Raw genomic sequence first — 16,052 nt, forward strand, 5'->3', positions numbered from 1 at the left:
AGGGTTTTATTGTTATAATGAATTAGAAATACTTAATTTTAAAGGAGTCTCTATGGATTCATTATTGCATTTATTTAAAAAGAAAAATACACAACAATTCATAGCTTTCATTTTTATATTATTAACACTTTGGTTAATTGCCTATCCATTAGTCAGTGAAAAAACTGCTTCTACAAATGAAAACAATTCGCGTCAAACGGTCGTAGAGAATTCAAATACAAACTCTACCACACAGACAACTTCAAGAGTAAAAAATAAAATTGTTCAGTTTGCTGTAAATACTGGTTCTTCGAACGTGCAGGTATATCAAAAAATGGATTCAAAGTCAATCCCAATGGGTGAAATCTCTCAAGGACAATATTTATTATCTTTACACAAACTAGACAATGGATGGATTCAAGTTCAGTATAATGAACAGGTTGGATACGTGGAAGAAAATGATCATATCTTACTAACAACCTTAATGAAGGGTTATGCAAATGGAGGTTTGAAGATTTATCAAACTGCCGAAAAAAACACTAAAGAAATTGGGACGATTCCCGATGGTGAGATTTTCTATCTTCTTGAAGATGTTTCGGATAAAACTTTAAAAATCCGCTATAAAGAGACTGAAGGATATGTAGATAGCGACTCTTCGAACTATACAATTGAATTAATACAAGAAATATTGAACAAACAAGCTGGGCTTCCAACGACTATTGATTCCAATAAAATGTTTGTAACGAAACTAAAAGAAACTCCAATCTACTCTCAATCATCTATCACTTCAGATTTAATTGGAACGGTAGATAAAGGAACGCAATTTGTATATGAAGATAGAGAGGGAGATTTCTACAAAGTTTCTGTAGGCAATGGAAAATATGGATATATACCATATTGGTTAGTCACCGCAAACTTCGCAGGGATAGAAACAGATGACGCCCTCCCACAAGGAATTAAAAATGCAACTATTGTCATTGACCCTGGTCACGGCGGAGATGATCCTGGTGCTGTTGTAAACTTTAGTGAAAAACATGAAGCTGATCACACACTTTCAACTGCTTTCTTAGTTAAGAAAGAATTAGAAGCGTTAGGCGCAAAAGTTATTTTAACTAGAACTGACGATAGTTCCGTTTCCTTAGCAGATCGTGCTGAAATTAGTAATAAAAATAATGCCAATGCATTTATCAGTATTCACTTTGATTCTGCGGAAGTTGATAGCGCTAGTGGAACTACAACCTATTATTATAGCGATAAAAGTGAAAATCTCAGTCAAACCATTAATAAGTATTTATCACGTAACTTACCTCTTAAAAACCAAGGAAGCAGATTCCAAAACTTCATGGTATTAAGAGACAATGCTCGTCCGTCTATTCTTCTAGAACTTGGATACTTAAACAACCAAGGTGATAATAAAGTGATTTCTTCTCAAGAATATCAAGAAAATATCGCAAAAAGTATAGCAAACGCCCTAAAAGAATACTTCCAATAAACCAAAGAAGCGATGCTACTCCATCAGGAATAGCATCGCTTCTTTTTATTTTAAAATAAATCATCAATCTCTTGTTGAGCTGTTTCAACGGCGGTTGTGTAATTGGCAGTAATTCCCTCAATCACTGTTCCTTCAACGGCTTCTCTAATTAACCCTTCTACATCAAGACGAGCTTCGTACTGACGCGCTTTTTCAAGTTTCGGTTTTGTCTTAGGACTTGGTGGTGCAAATACTGTACAACAATCCTCAAACGGTTGAATCGATAACTCGAATGTATCAATTTCTTCTGCAACTTTAATAATATCAAGTTTATCCATGGTTGCTACTGGACGAATAATTGGTGTGTTAGTCACATCGTTAATCGCCACCATGCTATCTAATGTTTGAGAAGCTACTTGCCCCACCGATTCCCCATTAGCAATCGCAAGAGCACGTGCATTTTCTCTTAGTTGATCCGTAATTCGAAGCATAAAACGACGCATAATCGTCATTAAATACGCTTCTGGTACACTTTTCTTGATTTCCTCTTGAATTCTTGAAAAAGGTACCGTTAGAAATTGGATGCTTCCTCCAAAACGAGCAATTTTTGCAGCTAAAAGTTTTGTTTTCTCAAGCGCTTGAGGACTTGTATATGGTGGACTTGCAAAGTGCACGCATTGAATTTCCATCCCACGTTTCATCGCAAGATACCCGGCTACTGGAGAATCAATCCCCCCAGATAACATGAGCATCACTCGACCACTTGTTCCAACAGGAAGTCCGCCTGCCCCTGGGATGGTCTTAAGACTCACCATTAAGTGTTCACGGCGCACATCGATACGAACTGTAATATCTGGTTGTTTTAATTGAACTTTGATATCTGGAAATGCTTCAAGAACAGCATCTCCTAAGAATAGATTGATTTGATTCGTATCCATCTCGAATGTGTGATCCGAGCGTTTTGTCATAATTTTAAACGTCTTACCTTCAAGATTTTCTTGACTCAATAAGTCAAGAACCACTTTTTTAGCTACTTCCATATCTTTTTCAATAATATAGACTGGTGAAATTGATTGAATCCCAAAAATTGGTTTTACCTTTTCGATAACAGCTTCTTCAGGTGCTTCATGTAAATCTAAATACATAAAGTCATAATCAGGAATCACCTTTACCTGAGGAAAGTCTACTAAGGCTTTTTTAATATTTGACGCTAATTTTTGAGTGAACATTTTCTTGTTTCTACCCTTTGTAGAAAGTTCACCATAGCGAATCAAAATTCTAGTTTTCAAAGGTTTCCTCCTTTTATTTTAAAAACGAAAATTGTTTCATTAACTGATGCAGAACATTGATAAACTGTTCGACTTCTTCTTTTGTGTTGTCGTTTGAGAAGCTTACACGAACGGCACCTGTTGCCCATTCAGTTGGAACATCCATCGCATAAAGAGTGCTTGATGAATCTGCTTTTTTACTTGAACAAGCAGAAGTCGTAGAAATATAAATGCCATGATTTTCAAAAGCATGGACAACCACCTCTCCACGAACTCCTTTAATAGCAAAGCATAATACATGACTTGCTCCATCTTCAGGTGAGAAGATGCGAATCTCTGGTTTTGTAGCAAGCTCTTTCCATAGTTTGCTACGAAGGTCTCCCGTAACTGACTTTTCTTCTAAAGTCATTCGCAGAGCTTTTGTTGTAGCTACAATTCCTGGAAGGTTTTCCGTTGTACTACGTTCTCCTTTTTCTTGTCCGCCACCTGTTAAGAGCGCTTGAATCTTACGTCCAAATTTCTTATACATAATCCCAACGCCTCTTGGTCCATGGAATTTATGCGCAGAAAGGCTCAACAAATCAATACGTCCAATGGCTAGCAGTTGACTTGCGCGTTCTACTGCTTGAACAGCGTCGACATGAAAATGAATCGATGGGTATTCCTCTAGTACTTTAGCAATTTCAGCAATCGGTTGAACTGCTCCGACTTCATTATTGACAGCCATCACACTTACTAAAATCGTATCTTTACGAAGGTTCTCTTTTAATTGGTCAACACTAACAATCCCTTTTGAATCAACATCTAAGTAAGTCACTTCAAACCCGAAGCGCTCTAATTGCTTACATGTTTGAAGGACTGAAGGATGTTCAATCTTTGTCGTGATGATATGCTTCCCAAATACGGATTTTTCTAAAGCTGTTCCTTTAATAGCCCAGTTATTCGATTCAGTTCCACCTGAGGTGAAAAAAATCTCCTCAGGTTGAACGGATAATAAACTAGCCACTTGTGCTCTAGCTTTTGTCAACACTTGATAGGCATCGACTCCTAATTGGTGTAAGCTTGATGGATTTCCGAAGAACTTTTGGCTAACTTGAACATAGCTCGTTAATGCATCATCATAAATTTTCGTTGTTGCTGCATTATCAAAATAAATCATTCTACTATCCTTTCAGAATCTATTAGTTCGCAACGATGTTTACTAAACGCCCTGGAACAGCGATCACTTTGCGGATTGTTTTTCCTTCGATGGCAGATTTCACTGAATCATGCTCTTTAGCTAATGCTTCAAGAGCAGCAGCATCTGCGTCTGTTGGAACCATTACGCGTGCTTTAATTTTTCCATTGACTTGGAAAATCACTTCAACTTCGTCTTCCACTAATTTAGATTCATCGTAAGTTGGCCATGGTTCGTAACTAATTGATTCAGTAAATCCGAATTTACTCCAGATTTCTTCAGCCATATGTGGTGCTAATGGCGCAATCAATTGTACTAGACCTTTCATATAGTCAAATGGTAATGCATCTGCTTTATATGCTTCGTTGACGAAGATCATCATTTGAGAAATTGCAGTGTTGAAATGCAACTCTTCGAAGTCTTCTGTTACTTTCTTCACTGTTTGATGGTACACTTTATCCAATTTACCATCATTTAGTTTTGTAATACGGTCGCGCATTTTACCGTTGTCGTCGATCATCAATCTCCAGAAGCGATCTAAGAACTTACGGCTACCCTCAAGTCCTTTTTCACTCCATGCAATCGATGCATCCAGTGGTCCCATGAACATTTCATAGACACGTAATGTATCCGCACCATATTCGCGAACAACATCATCAGGGTTTACAACATTCCCTTTAGATTTAGACATTTTCTCATTTCCTTCACCTAGAATCATTCCTTGGTTAAATAATTTTTGGAATGGTTCTTTGTTAGGAACAACGCCTAAATCGTATAACACTTTATACCAGAAACGAGCATATAGTAAGTGAAGAACCGCATGCTCTGCACCACCAATATATAAATCAACTGGTAACCATTGTTTTACTTTTTCCGGATCCGCAATTCTTTCTTTGTTATGTGGGTCAACATAACGTACAAAGTACCATGAACTACCTGCCCATTGTGGCATTGTATTTGTTTCACGACGACCTTTCTTACCTGTCACAGGGTCTGTGACATACAGCCAGTCTTCAATTGCAGCCAGTGGAGATTCACCAGTACCACTAGGACGAATTTTATCCGTTTTTGGCAATACTAATGGCAATTCAGATTCAGGAACTGTTGTCATTGTGCCATCTTCCCAGTGGATCACTGGAATTGGTTCTCCCCAATAACGTTGGCGAGAGAACAACCAGTCACGTAGACGATAGCTTACTTTTGCTGCTCCTACGCCATTCTCTTCAAGCCATGCATTCATTTTTGCGATGGCGTCCGCTTTATTCAATCCATCCAGGAAATCTGAATGAATATGTACACCATCACCAGTGTATGCTTCTTCTTCAACATTTCCGCCTTCAATTACTGGAATAATGTCTAATCCAAATACTTTTGCAAATTCATAGTCACGCTCATCATGAGCTGGAACGGCCATAATGGCACCTGTACCATAAGTACTTAATACATAGTCTGCAATCCAGATTGGAATTTCTTTTCCGTTTACTGGGTTAATCGCATATGCTCCAGTGAATACCCCTGTTTTCTCTTTAGAAAGTTCTGTACGTTCTAAGTCAGATTTGGTAGAAACAGCAGCAATATAAGCATCCACTGCTTCTTTTTGTTCAGGAGTGACAATCTTTTGAACCAATTCGTGTTCTGGCGCTAATACATTGTAAGTCGCTCCAAATAATGTGTCCGGACGTGTCGTGAACACTTCAAAACTTTCGTCTGTTCCTTTTACGTTGAAACGAACTTGAGCCCCTTCTGAACGGCCAATCCAGTTACGTTGCATATCTTTAATGCTTTCTGGCCAATCCAACTCATCCAAATCTTCTAATAGACGATCCGCATAAGCAGTAATTTTAAGCATCCATTGTTTCATTGGTTTACGGTAAACAGGATGTCCTCCACGTTCACTCTTACCATCGATTACTTCTTCGTTAGCAAGTACCGTTCCAAGTGCTGGGCACCAGTTAACGGGGATTTCAGCTTCATATGCTAATCCCATTTCAACCAACTTTGTAAAAATCCATTGTGTCCATTTATAGTACTCTGGATCCGTTGTGTTAATTTCACGGTCCCAATCATAACTAAATCCTAATTCATTAATTTGACGTTTGAAGTTTGCAACGTTTACTTTCGTGAATTCTGCCGGGTCATTCCCTGTATCAAGAGCATATTGCTCTGCAGGAAGTCCAAACGCATCCCATCCCATTGGATGAAGAACATTGTATCCTTGTGCACGTTTCATACGGGAAACGGCATCAGTGGCTGTATAACCTTCTGGGTGACCTACGTGAAGTCCTTGTCCTGATGGATACGGGAACATATCTAATGCGTAGAAGTTTTTCTTAGAAGGATCTTCTGTTGTTTTGAATGTATGATGTTCTTTCCAATATTTTTGCCATTTGGGCTCTATTTCAAGATGATTAAATGTCATCTGATTCACTCCTTTCAAAATAAAAAACGCCCCACCTGTCACTGACAGATAGGACGCAATACGTGTTACCACCTAAACATTTTACTCTTCTTACCTGTAACGCTGGCGAAGCGGAAACTCTTACTAATCCTTCAGAGTTCGGCTAAAAAGGCGAGTTCAGTTTATCGAATTGATGCATTTTCACCAACCATGCACTCTCTACAACTTTCAAAGAAACTTACTATTCCTCTATCTGCTTTTGTGAGTATTATTCTAGCAGATTATTTTGAAACTTTCAACACTTGACCAACTCGGATAACATTTGAAGTTAAGCCGTTTAAAGCTTTTAATTGTTCTAATGAAAGTCCGTAAGTTCTAGCAATACGCCATAACCCTTCTCCTGCTTTAACTGTATGAGTTTGAGAGCCTGATGAAACGGTTTGTGTTGATGAATATGAAGTAGTTGCTTGTGTTGAACCTGACACTACTAACTGTTGACCTGGACGAATCGTACTAGTTTCTGATAATCCATTCACTGAAAGTAATGTTCTTAATGAAATTCCATGGTTATGTGCAATACGATATAAAGTATCTCCTGCTTTTACAGTATAGGTCCCTGAAGTTGAAGTTGCTTGACTAGCGGTACTTACTGGAGTAGCAACTGTTGTACTTGAAGCTCCTGAAACATTTAGTGTTTGACCAGGACGAATCACTGAAGATTGAGATAGTCCATTTAATGATAATAACGAACTCAAGCTCACACCTGAACGACGAGCAATACTATATAATGTATCCCCTGCTTTTACAGTATACGTTCCAGAAGTTGATACCACTGAAGATGCGCTATTTGTTTTAGTACTTACTGGAGTTGTGAAGTTCCCTTCTGATTGACTCACTGTTAAACTTTGACCAGGATAAATGATAGATGATTGAGATAAACCATTTAATGTTAATAATGAATTTAAACTCATTCCTGAACGACGAGCGATACTGTATAAAGTGTCCCCCGCTTGGACAACATAGTTTCCACCGCTTGTACGAGCTGTAGAAGTAGATGTTCTAACTACTGTAGCAGAAGCTTCACCACCAACTACACGTAATGTTTGTCCTGGGCGAATGATACTTGATGTAGAAATTCCATTGGATGAAATTAATTGCGATAAGCTCATCCCAAATTTACGGCTGATACCATATAAGGTATCACCAGCTTTTACAGTATAAGTACCATTTGCTTTTGAAACAGATGTAGTACTTACAGGAGTTGATACTACTGTATTAGTAGTTTGTTTTGTATTATTTCCTAATGATAAAGATTGTCCTGGACGAATCACTGAATTTAATGATAATCCATTTAAAGACAATAATTGATTTACACTAACACCCGACTTACGGCTGATAGAATATAATGTATCCCCTGCTTGAACAGTATATTGTCCTCCAATTGAAGATTTCTCTTCAATTGACGCTGCGATTGCCGTTGCAGTTCCGTTATCATATTTTGTCAATCCAAATTGTTCAATAATGCGGTTTAATTTAGCATAATACGCAGTGTCCGTTGCATAACGACCAGTTAAATAACGTGTAGCATCTTGATAGCTATTTGTACGGCTCTTCCATGCACCAGAATAGAACATTGGAGCCCCTTTAATCCCATTAACAATTTTATCTACATAATCATCCATTGATTCTTTGTATGATGGATATTTTCTAAAATTATCATGAATACCGTAGTAGTTTTGCGCTCCAGCATCTTCTAAAGTATACATATTGACAGATTGACCATTATAGTTCCCTTTTACACCAAATAAGTTATGGTTTGGTTCAGAAGCTAACGCACTTGTTCCCCATGCAGATTCTAGAGCTGCCTGTGCGATCATTACTGAAGTATAGACATCTTTACCTTCAGTAGCTTGTTGAGCTGCAGGAATAATCTTATTTAAGAATCGTTGTGCAGGAGTTTGTACTTGATTGGTAGGTACAGTATATGCATGAGATTTTGGCGCTAATGCTAAACCTGCTACCGTAGTTGCTCCAACAACTGCAACTGTCTTTTGTAAATTTTTATTAGCAGTTTTTAAAGCCTTCATTTGTTTTTCTTTTTTTAAACGTAAATATCTTTCGTGTTTTGTTTCTGTCATCCTTTTATCCTCCATCTAAAAACTAATTCGTAATCCATTATAGTAGGATAAAATTGAATGTGTAGGGGAACGTTGCGCGAACACGCAAAACGTCGTATACTCTTAATATCCGTAAAAATTATGTAACAAATTGTAAAATTCTACTTAAGAGGTGTTTATTTTGAAGAACGCTCAACAATTTAGCCACGAAATGATACTTTCCGCAAATTTAGAAAATGGACTATTTATCGACGCAACCGCAGGAAATGGACATGACACACTTTTTTTGGCACAACATATAGATTCGACTTCAAAAATTTTATCTTTTGATATTCAAGAAACAGCTATTTTACAAACAAGACAATTATTACAAAAACATGACTTAGCCCCAAAAGTGACCTGTATTTTAGACTCCCACGCGAATATTTCAAACTATTTAGAACAAGACGAGCGAGTTAGATTAGCAATTTTTAATCTTGGCTACTTACCTGGAAGTGATAAAAAAATCATCACAATTCCCTCTTCTACTCTGGAAGCCATCCAAATTTTGCTGGAGCGATTAGAAAAATATGGAAAAATAATCATCGTTTCCTACTATGGTCATGACGGTGGGATAGAAGAAAAGGATGCTGTTGAAGAACTCATTTCAGCTCTTTCTCAAAAGGAATGGTCCGTTTTAAAATATCAATTTATCAATCAAATCAACTGCCCACCAATTTGTTATGTCATAGAAAAAAAGTAGAAAATTATCATAAATGATAATTTTCTACTTTAAATGAAAAGCCAACCTCAATGAGGTTGGCTTTCTTCATAATCGTTTAAGCAAAATAAGCTTTTAACTCTTCTACTTTATTCAGTTGTTCCCATGGAAGTTCAATATCTGTTCTACCGAAATGACCATAAGCGGCTGTTTGTTGATAGATAGGTCTACGTAAGTTTAGTGTTTCAATAATTCCTTTTGGAGTTAAACGAAACTCTTTACGAATGACTTCAATGATTTTATCTTCTGGTACGTGGCTTGTTCCAAATGTATCTACAGCAATCGAAACTGGTTGTGCTACCCCAATCGCATACGCTAATTGAATTTCACATTTATCAGCAAGACCTGCTGCAACAACATTTTTTGCGATATAACGTGCTGCATAACTTGCAGAACGGTCTACCTTTGTAGAATCCTTACCAGAGAAAGCTCCACCACCGTGACGTGCATAACCACCGTAAGTATCCACGATAATTTTACGTCCAGTTAATCCTGAGTCTCCAACAGGTCCACCGATAACGAATTTACCAGTCGGATTAATGAAGTAACGAGTTTCTTCGTCCAGTAATTCAGAAGGTACGACTGGTTTTACAACATACTCAAGTACGTCTTTTCTGATTTGCTCTTGAGAAATCTCTTCATCATGTTGTGTACTAACAACAATTGTATCAATACGTTTTACTTTATGTTCAGGAGTATATTCAATTGTTACTTGAACTTTTCCATCTGGGCCTAAGTAATCTAATTGTTTCTCTTTACGAACTTTCGCTAGTTGATAAGCTAACTTATGACTTAAATCAATTGGCAATGGCATATAAGATTTCGTTTCATTTGTAGCATAACCAAACATTAAACCTTGGTCTCCTGCTCCAAACTCTTCAGATTGTCCACGAGTTTCTAATGCATCGTCAACACCCATTGCAATATCTGGTGATTGCTTGTCTAAAGAAACCATAACCGCAACTGCATCAGCATCGTATCCATACTTGCGGTCAGTGTATCCTATTTTACGAATCGTATCACGAGCAACTTGTTGGTAGTCAACTACCGCACTCGTTGTGATTTCTCCTACTAAAACGACTAAACCAGTATTTACTACTGTCTCACAAGCTACACGAGCAGTTGGATCTTGAGCAAGAATGGCATCTAAAATACCATCACTAATTTGGTCTGCAACTTTATCGGGATGTCCTTCTGTTACGGATTCCGATGTAAATAAAATTTTTTCCATTTCTTTTTCCCCCATTCAATTCCGGTTACAAGGCATCTACACATGGTGCATCCTTTCGGGAATATCATTTTTAACTTTTCCTATTATAGCACTTTTATAAAAAAATGATAGTAAAATCAATTATCATTAAGAACTGAATGGAAATTTGTAATCGACTTAAATACAAATTTTAAACTTAATAAAAAAGCCTAAGTATAGACCTAGGCTTTACATATTAAATCATCATTAATTTTGTTCTTTACGAATCACTACAAATGAAGTCACTAAGAATAAACCAGCTATTAAAACTAGAATATTATAATTCGAAGTACCAGTATTTGGCAATTCTGGTTTTTCTTCGGTTGTTGTAGTGTTCTCTGTCGTTTCAACAGTACTTGGGACTTCCGTTGTCGTTGAAGGAGACTCTGTTGTAGTCGTTACTGTTGTAGACTCTTCAGTTGTTGTGGTTGACGTTGTAGTTGTAGAAGTCGTAGTAGTTGTTGTGGTTGTTGTAGTCGTAGTCGTCGTTGTTGTTTGTTCTTTTGGATTCACAATTGTTTTTGTAACTGTTCTATCAGCTGCAAAATCAGCAATGTTTACATCTGTTTCAGGAGTTTCAATTTTATATCCTGGAAGTGTTTCAACTTCTGTAAGTGTATATTTATCTTTTAATAATGAAGGTACCGTGATGTTTCCATTAGAATCTGTGATATATTCTCCTATTACTTGATTATTTCTTAATCGAGTCAATTTAAATTTCACTCCAGCTAATGGTTTATTTTCATCATCTACTTTATGAACATTAATGGTGAATACATAACCAATTCCAGAGCCTCCAGCTACTTGCACAGCAGAAGCATTTGTAACTTCTTTTTGAACAATTCCCTTAGCTTTTAATTTCGCATCATTTTTCAACAGTTCTCCGTCTAAAGGAGAATAGTTTAATCTGACATCATATGAAATACGATATTGATCTGTTTCACTAATATCTCCTAGTTCAGCAACAAAAGACTTTCCGTCTGCACCAAAAGTAATTTTATGTTGACTTGTTACATCCGTTCTATCGGTGAATTGCCATTCACCATTCACGTAATTAAATTTTCCTTTATAAATTCGAAAACTATCTTTCACATAAGAAGCATTATGGTATTGTAATTGATCTTCTATAGTAACTTCTTTTAAATTCTGCTTTGTTCGATTAATAGAAATATTGTAGGAAACAGTTTTATAGTCTGTATTGTTCACCCAACTAGTTTTTGTGAAAAGTGTTGGATTTCCATCTCCAATGCCTTTGAATTTAATTTTTCCTGCGACTTTTGTTTCTTTGTTTACAGTTAGATCTATCGAAATCTCTCCAGCTTGTGGATGTTTTTTGAAATCTACTCTAGCATAGAAGAAGAATTTACCATTTGTATCTGAATGCTTTTCCACATAATCCGTATACTCTAAGGTTAAAGTTTTGTTATTGGCATCCACCGTTGCATGCGCAATCACTTCTTTTGTATTGACATCTCGAATTTCAAAGCTAGTTGAAGTGATAATCAATGCATCAGGAACTGTTAAAATCGTCTTGTCTCCTGCTTTAACATCCTTATCGCTTAAATCAAATGTAGCATTAATTCTAAAAGTAGCCCATTGTGCTAAATCCCAGTCTAACTTTCCGCCTTCATTATTAGAAATACTTAAACTAGTTATGGTATCAGCTAAATTACCAGTAACTGTCGGAGAGGTATCCGCAGAAGCATTTCGTGAAGTTAAGGAGAAGAGTGCTGCTAAAAATACTAATAAGAACGATAAAAAGGTAATTTTTCTGTTTTTTTTCATATTTAATCCTCTTTTCTTGATTTGCTGGTAATAAATCAATGATTTATATGTTCATATTATCACATTAACACCACAATTAACATAGTATAATTGTTAAATATTCGATATATTCACATTTTCATCAAATGAAAAGATGAACAAATATAGAAAAAGTTTTCGTCGATTTCATATTAAAGAAATAGTTTTCTTTTCAAAAGACGTAAAAACGCCTTTAAATCCCCTCATCTTGACAAGAACGGCATTATTCCATATCATTAAACTATAATTAAGAATGAGGTATTTTTATGAACAACGAACCACAGTCTATGTCCGTTTCGAACATCTTACATCAACTAACCTCTCCTTGGCTGAATTTTATTTTAGCTCCTTTAGGTTATTGTTTAATCGGACTTCTTCTTGCTGTAAGACAACAACAATTTCACTTTACTCATTTTTCAGTATTGTTTTTGTTCTTTGTCATTATTTATTTGCAAGAAAATTCATTTAGAAAATTTGCCAATCATCCAGAATTGAAAAGATGGATTTTTATAGCCATTACAGATATACTGCTACTTTCTCTTCTAGTCTATTTTTATCAAAATGTAGCTTTAAGAATCGTTCTTCTTTTACTTTTAATAGTGATACTGAACCACGGTCACTTGTTTGAATTGAAGACAAATGATATGTTTTATATTTATCATTCATTTTTAAATAGTATTTCAAAATATTATTTGGGAAATTTCATCACTTTGTTTATTTTAAGTGGTGCGGTTTCTAAAGAAATTGGCATTCAATTATTCCAATATATTTTATTTGGATTATATGTTTCTCATGTCAAATCACGTTTGATAGAGATTAGAGAAGGAAAAAGACACTATGGTCCAGTAGTAGCAATTTGTACTGTTTTATTTAGTCTTTCTTGGCTAATTGGAACAATAATCTACTTTGTCTGGTATCTAGGCTCCTTCAGTATTTTGGGAACCATTTTATTCTCATTATCTTTATTGATTCCAATTTTATATCAAATATACTATCGAAAAGAATTTTCTGTTAATCGACAATTTACATACTTACATTGGTATTTAATTGTAATGTCATTTTTATATGGATTTTTCTTTATCATTTAAAAAACCGTTGGACAATGTCCAACGGTTTTTTAAACTTCTTTTTGACCATATGCACAAAGATCTAACAATGGACATCCCTGACACTTCGGACTTCTAGCCGTACAATGATATCTTCCAAAGAAAATCATCCAATGATGAGCCTTTCCCCATTTATTCTTAGGTAACTTTTTACATAAGGTTTCTTCTACCTCAAGAACGGATGCTGACTGTTTACAAATCTGTAATCTTTTGCTTACTCTTTCCACATGAGTATCTACGGCAAAAGCTGGTAAGCCAAAAGCAACACTTAGTACAACATTTGCTGTTTTTCGCCCTACACCTGCTAGCGAAACCAATTCTTCTCTTGTTCTTGGAACTTCACCATTATATTTTTCAACAAGTTGCTGGGCACAAAGTCTAATATTTTTAGCTTTATTTCGATATAATCCTAATGATTGAATACACTCAATTACAACCTCTTCTTCACTATTGGCTAGAGCATGAGCATTGGGATAAATTGCAAAAAGTTTCGGTGTCACTTTATTCACGCCTTTATCTGTAGCCTGTGCACTTAAGATCGTTGCAATTAAAAGTTGAAAAGGTGTTTCATGATTCAATTCACAGTGCGCATTAGGAAATAGTTTTTCCATTCTCTCTACTGCTTCAATAGTTTTTGCTTTCGATAACATAAATCACCTTTTCGTCCAATGAATCATCGGTACTTTAGTTTTATCTAGTGGACTAGCTTGTAATTCAACTTGATTATTTTTGATTCGACTCTTTTCAGTAGCAAGCTGTTGTAAAGTTTTAATTCCTTTTCGATGCCAACTTAAAAGAATCTTATCCATATATTTAATCGTGAAAACCTGATTTAATACACATTCCTTTAATGCCGCAATAATAATTTCCTGTGGATAATGATCCTGATGAATCCAGCTAGATACATTTTGAATCTCAAAAGAGCTAAGTGGTCTACCAAATTCCTGTTCAATTAAAGCTAATAAGTTAATATCAGACTGTTTTTGCTCTTTATTTTTAATGGAATGCTGCTTATATGCAATCTCTAATTGTTGCATTAAAGGTTTAAAACTGTAATAATCTACCTTTTTCTCATTGTGAGTTTCTCTTTGTTGAATCACTAAGACTTGTCTATCCATTAAATGTTGAATAATTCCGAATAATTGTTTTTCATCCAGCCCAAATGTTTTACAAGTTTCTTCTACATTTAAAATGAAATATTCTTCTGTATGCCTTTGTAGTAACCAAGAAATTAACAAACATTCATCTGCACTTAATTGTAAATGCCGATAATATTGTATCAATACATTAGGAACTGTTGTGGAACCACTAAACATCCAATGCTCTTGGAATGTTAATGCCATTCGATTTCCTCCCTCTTCTAAAAAAGAGCCAACGACTCATGTCAGCGGCTCTTTTATATTCATTTTATTATTTATGGGTAAATACGGTTTAATAAACGTGGGAATGGGATCGCTTCACGAATATGTTTCGTACCAGCTACAAATGTTACCATACGTTCTAGACCAAGTCCAAATCCTGAATGAGGCACTGAACCGAATTTACGTAAATCTAAGTAGAATGCGTAGTCATCTGGATTTAATCCATTTGATTTAATTCTGTCTAATAATTTATCGTAGTCCGTTTCACGCTCACTACCCCCAATAACTTCCCCGTATCCTTCCGGAGCAAGTAAGTCCGCACATAGTACACGACTTTCATTTCCAGGAACTGGTTTCATATAGAAAGCTTTAATTTCAGTTGGATAGTTGATGACAAATGTTGGAACACCAAAGTGGTTTGAAATCCATGTTTCATGTGGTGAACCGAAGTCATCACCGTGTTCTAAGTGTTCGTAATCTGTATCTTCGTCATTTTCGTGCGCTTGTAATAAGTCAATCGCTTCATCGTATGTGATACGTTTGAACGCTTCACTAATGTATTTCTTCAATAATTCAGTATCACGTTCAAGAGTTTCTAACGCATGAGGTGCACGGTCTAGTACTCCTTGGATTAACGCTTTAACGTATGCTTCTTGTAAGTCTAATGACTCGTCATGTGTTAGGTATAAATACTCTGCATCCATCATCCAGAACTCAGTTAAATGACGACGAGTTTTAGATTTTTCTGCACGGAATACTGGTCCAAAGTCGAATACACGACCAAATGCCATTGCTCCAGCTTCTAAATATAATTGACCAGATTGTGTTAAAAATGCTGGTTCTCCAAAGTAATCCGTTTCGAATAATTCTGTAGAATCTTCTGCCGCATTTCCTGAAAGAATTGGACTATCGAATTTAATGAATCCATTTTTATCAAAGAATTCATACGATGCGTAAATAATCGCATTACGAATTTCCATAATAGCATGTTGTTTTGTTGAACGTAACCATAAGTGACGGTGGTCCATTAAGAAGTCAGTACCATGCTCTTTTGGAGTAATTGGATATTCATGACTCTCACCAATTAACTCAATGTCTTTTACTAATAACTCATATCCTAATTTAGAACGAGTATCTTCTTGTACAACACCTGTTACGAATACAGAACTTTCTTGAGTTAATCCTTTTGCTAATTCAAAAGTTTCTTCATTTACATCAGCTTTCACTACAATTCCTTGGAAATAAGCTTTTCCATCACGCAATTGTAAGAATGCAATTTTTCCGCTAGAACGTTTATTGGTAACCCAAGCACCAATTTTAACGGTTTGTCCAACGTAATCTTTTGCTTGATTCATTGTTATAG

General features: G+C 35.9%; 12 protein-coding genes, 1 riboswitch and 1 other annotated feature. Of the genes, 3 read left to right on the top strand and 9 right to left on the bottom strand.

What is annotated here, in order from left to right:
• The first annotated feature begins 52 nt into the window (after nucleotides 1-52).
• Entirely contained in the window at nucleotides 53-1,471 is a 1,419-nt protein-coding gene (locus tag NQ540_RS05450; protein WP_005605656.1) for an N-acetylmuramoyl-L-alanine amidase, read from the top strand.
• Between the two features lie 50 nt (nucleotides 1,472-1,521).
• On the opposite strand, the gene thiI is transcribed toward NQ540_RS05450, so the two are convergent.
• From thiI to NQ540_RS05470, 4 genes are all read right to left on the bottom strand, one after another.
• Nucleotides 1,522-2,739 carry a tRNA uracil 4-sulfurtransferase ThiI gene (gene thiI, locus NQ540_RS05455; RefSeq protein ID WP_039848799.1) on the bottom strand — a complete coding sequence of 406 codons (1,218 nt, stop codon included), beginning with the start codon at nucleotides 2,737-2,739 and terminating at the stop codon, nucleotides 1,522-1,524.
• 13 nt (nucleotides 2,740-2,752) lie between these two features.
• The gene (locus NQ540_RS05460) at nucleotides 2,753-3,877 is read right to left on the bottom strand and encodes a cysteine desulfurase family protein (protein WP_005605660.1); all 1,125 of its coding nucleotides are present in this window, start codon (nucleotides 3,875-3,877) and stop codon (nucleotides 2,753-2,755) included.
• 22 nt (nucleotides 3,878-3,899) lie between these two features.
• The gene (gene leuS, locus NQ540_RS05465) at nucleotides 3,900-6,314 is read right to left on the bottom strand and encodes a leucine--tRNA ligase (RefSeq protein ID WP_039848800.1); all 2,415 of its coding nucleotides are present in this window, start codon (nucleotides 6,312-6,314) and stop codon (nucleotides 3,900-3,902) included.
• 46 nt (nucleotides 6,315-6,360) lie between these two features.
• Nucleotides 6,361-6,556: a binding site (T-box leader), on the bottom strand.
• 18 nt (nucleotides 6,557-6,574) lie between these two features.
• Complete coding sequence (locus NQ540_RS05470; protein WP_156780416.1) at nucleotides 6,575-8,431, bottom strand: muramidase family protein; 1,857 nt, start codon at nucleotides 8,429-8,431, stop codon at nucleotides 6,575-6,577.
• A gap of 190 nt (nucleotides 8,432-8,621) precedes the next feature.
• On the opposite strand from NQ540_RS05470, the gene NQ540_RS05475 reads away from it, so the two are divergent.
• Nucleotides 8,622-9,152: a tRNA (mnm(5)s(2)U34)-methyltransferase gene (locus tag NQ540_RS05475; RefSeq protein ID WP_259912400.1), complete on the top strand. Its 531-nt coding sequence runs from the start codon at nucleotides 8,622-8,624 to the stop codon at nucleotides 9,150-9,152.
• 76 nt (nucleotides 9,153-9,228) lie between these two features.
• On the opposite strand, the gene metK is transcribed toward NQ540_RS05475, so the two are convergent.
• Together metK and NQ540_RS05485 are read right to left on the bottom strand one after the other, a co-directional pair.
• Complete coding sequence (metK, locus tag NQ540_RS05480; RefSeq protein WP_039848886.1) at nucleotides 9,229-10,401, bottom strand: methionine adenosyltransferase; 1,173 nt, start codon at nucleotides 10,399-10,401, stop codon at nucleotides 9,229-9,231.
• Nucleotides 10,399-10,480: riboswitch (SMK box riboswitch) on the bottom strand. (Overlaps the previous gene by 3 nt.)
• Nucleotides 10,481-10,626: 146 nt before the next feature.
• Complete coding sequence (locus NQ540_RS05485) at nucleotides 10,627-12,204, bottom strand: LPXTG cell wall anchor domain-containing protein (RefSeq protein WP_005605670.1); 1,578 nt, start codon at nucleotides 12,202-12,204, stop codon at nucleotides 10,627-10,629.
• A gap of 284 nt (nucleotides 12,205-12,488) precedes the next feature.
• Here NQ540_RS05485 and NQ540_RS05490 point away from each other — a divergent pair, with 284 nt between their 5' ends.
• On the top strand, nucleotides 12,489-13,310 hold the full coding sequence (locus tag NQ540_RS05490; RefSeq protein ID WP_005605672.1) for a hypothetical protein: 822 nt from the start codon (nucleotides 12,489-12,491) through the stop codon (nucleotides 13,308-13,310).
• A gap of 29 nt (nucleotides 13,311-13,339) precedes the next feature.
• Here the strand turns inward: NQ540_RS05490 and nth are convergent, their stop codons facing one another.
• The 3 genes from nth to asnS form a co-directional block, all read right to left on the bottom strand.
• Complete coding sequence (gene nth, locus NQ540_RS05495) at nucleotides 13,340-13,978, bottom strand: endonuclease III (protein WP_005605673.1); 639 nt, start codon at nucleotides 13,976-13,978, stop codon at nucleotides 13,340-13,342.
• A 3-nt stretch (nucleotides 13,979-13,981) separates the two neighbouring features.
• Nucleotides 13,982-14,671: a DnaD domain-containing protein gene (locus NQ540_RS05500; protein WP_005605675.1), complete on the bottom strand. Its 690-nt coding sequence runs from the start codon at nucleotides 14,669-14,671 to the stop codon at nucleotides 13,982-13,984.
• A gap of 71 nt (nucleotides 14,672-14,742) precedes the next feature.
• Complete coding sequence (asnS, locus tag NQ540_RS05505; RefSeq protein WP_005605676.1) at nucleotides 14,743-16,044, bottom strand: asparagine--tRNA ligase; 1,302 nt, start codon at nucleotides 16,042-16,044, stop codon at nucleotides 14,743-14,745.
• Between the last annotated feature and the right edge of the window lie 8 nt (nucleotides 16,045-16,052).

Source organism: Granulicatella adiacens ATCC 49175 (assembly GCF_025150565.1).
GTDB classification, from domain to species: domain Bacteria; phylum Bacillota; class Bacilli; order Lactobacillales; family Aerococcaceae; genus Granulicatella; species Granulicatella adiacens.

What these genes read in the sequence shown, in the direction of transcription:
- NQ540_RS05450 (WP_005605656.1), top strand. Translation starts at nt 53, where the DNA reads ATGGATTCATTATTGCATTTATTTAAAAAGAAAAATACACAACAATTC.
- NQ540_RS05460 (WP_005605660.1), bottom strand. Translation starts at nt 3,877, where the DNA reads ATGATTTATTTTGATAATGCAGCAACAACGAAAATTTATGATGATGCA.
- leuS (WP_039848800.1), bottom strand. Translation starts at nt 6,314, where the DNA reads ATGACATTTAATCATCTTGAAATAGAGCCCAAATGGCAAAAATATTGG.
- NQ540_RS05470 (WP_156780416.1), bottom strand. Translation starts at nt 8,431, where the DNA reads ATGACAGAAACAAAACACGAAAGATATTTACGTTTAAAAAAAGAAAAA.
- NQ540_RS05475 (WP_259912400.1), top strand. Translation starts at nt 8,622, where the DNA reads ATGATACTTTCCGCAAATTTAGAAAATGGACTATTTATCGACGCAACC.
- metK (WP_039848886.1), bottom strand. Translation starts at nt 10,401, where the DNA reads ATGGAAAAAATTTTATTTACATCGGAATCCGTAACAGAAGGACATCCC.
- NQ540_RS05485 (WP_005605670.1), bottom strand. Translation starts at nt 12,204, where the DNA reads ATGAAAAAAAACAGAAAAATTACCTTTTTATCGTTCTTATTAGTATTT.
- NQ540_RS05490 (WP_005605672.1), top strand. Translation starts at nt 12,489, where the DNA reads ATGAACAACGAACCACAGTCTATGTCCGTTTCGAACATCTTACATCAA.
- nth (WP_005605673.1), bottom strand. Translation starts at nt 13,978, where the DNA reads ATGTTATCGAAAGCAAAAACTATTGAAGCAGTAGAGAGAATGGAAAAA.
- NQ540_RS05500 (WP_005605675.1), bottom strand. Translation starts at nt 14,671, where the DNA reads ATGGCATTAACATTCCAAGAGCATTGGATGTTTAGTGGTTCCACAACA.
- asnS (WP_005605676.1), bottom strand. Translation starts at nt 16,044, where the DNA reads ATGAATCAAGCAAAAGATTACGTTGGACAAACCGTTAAAATTGGTGCT.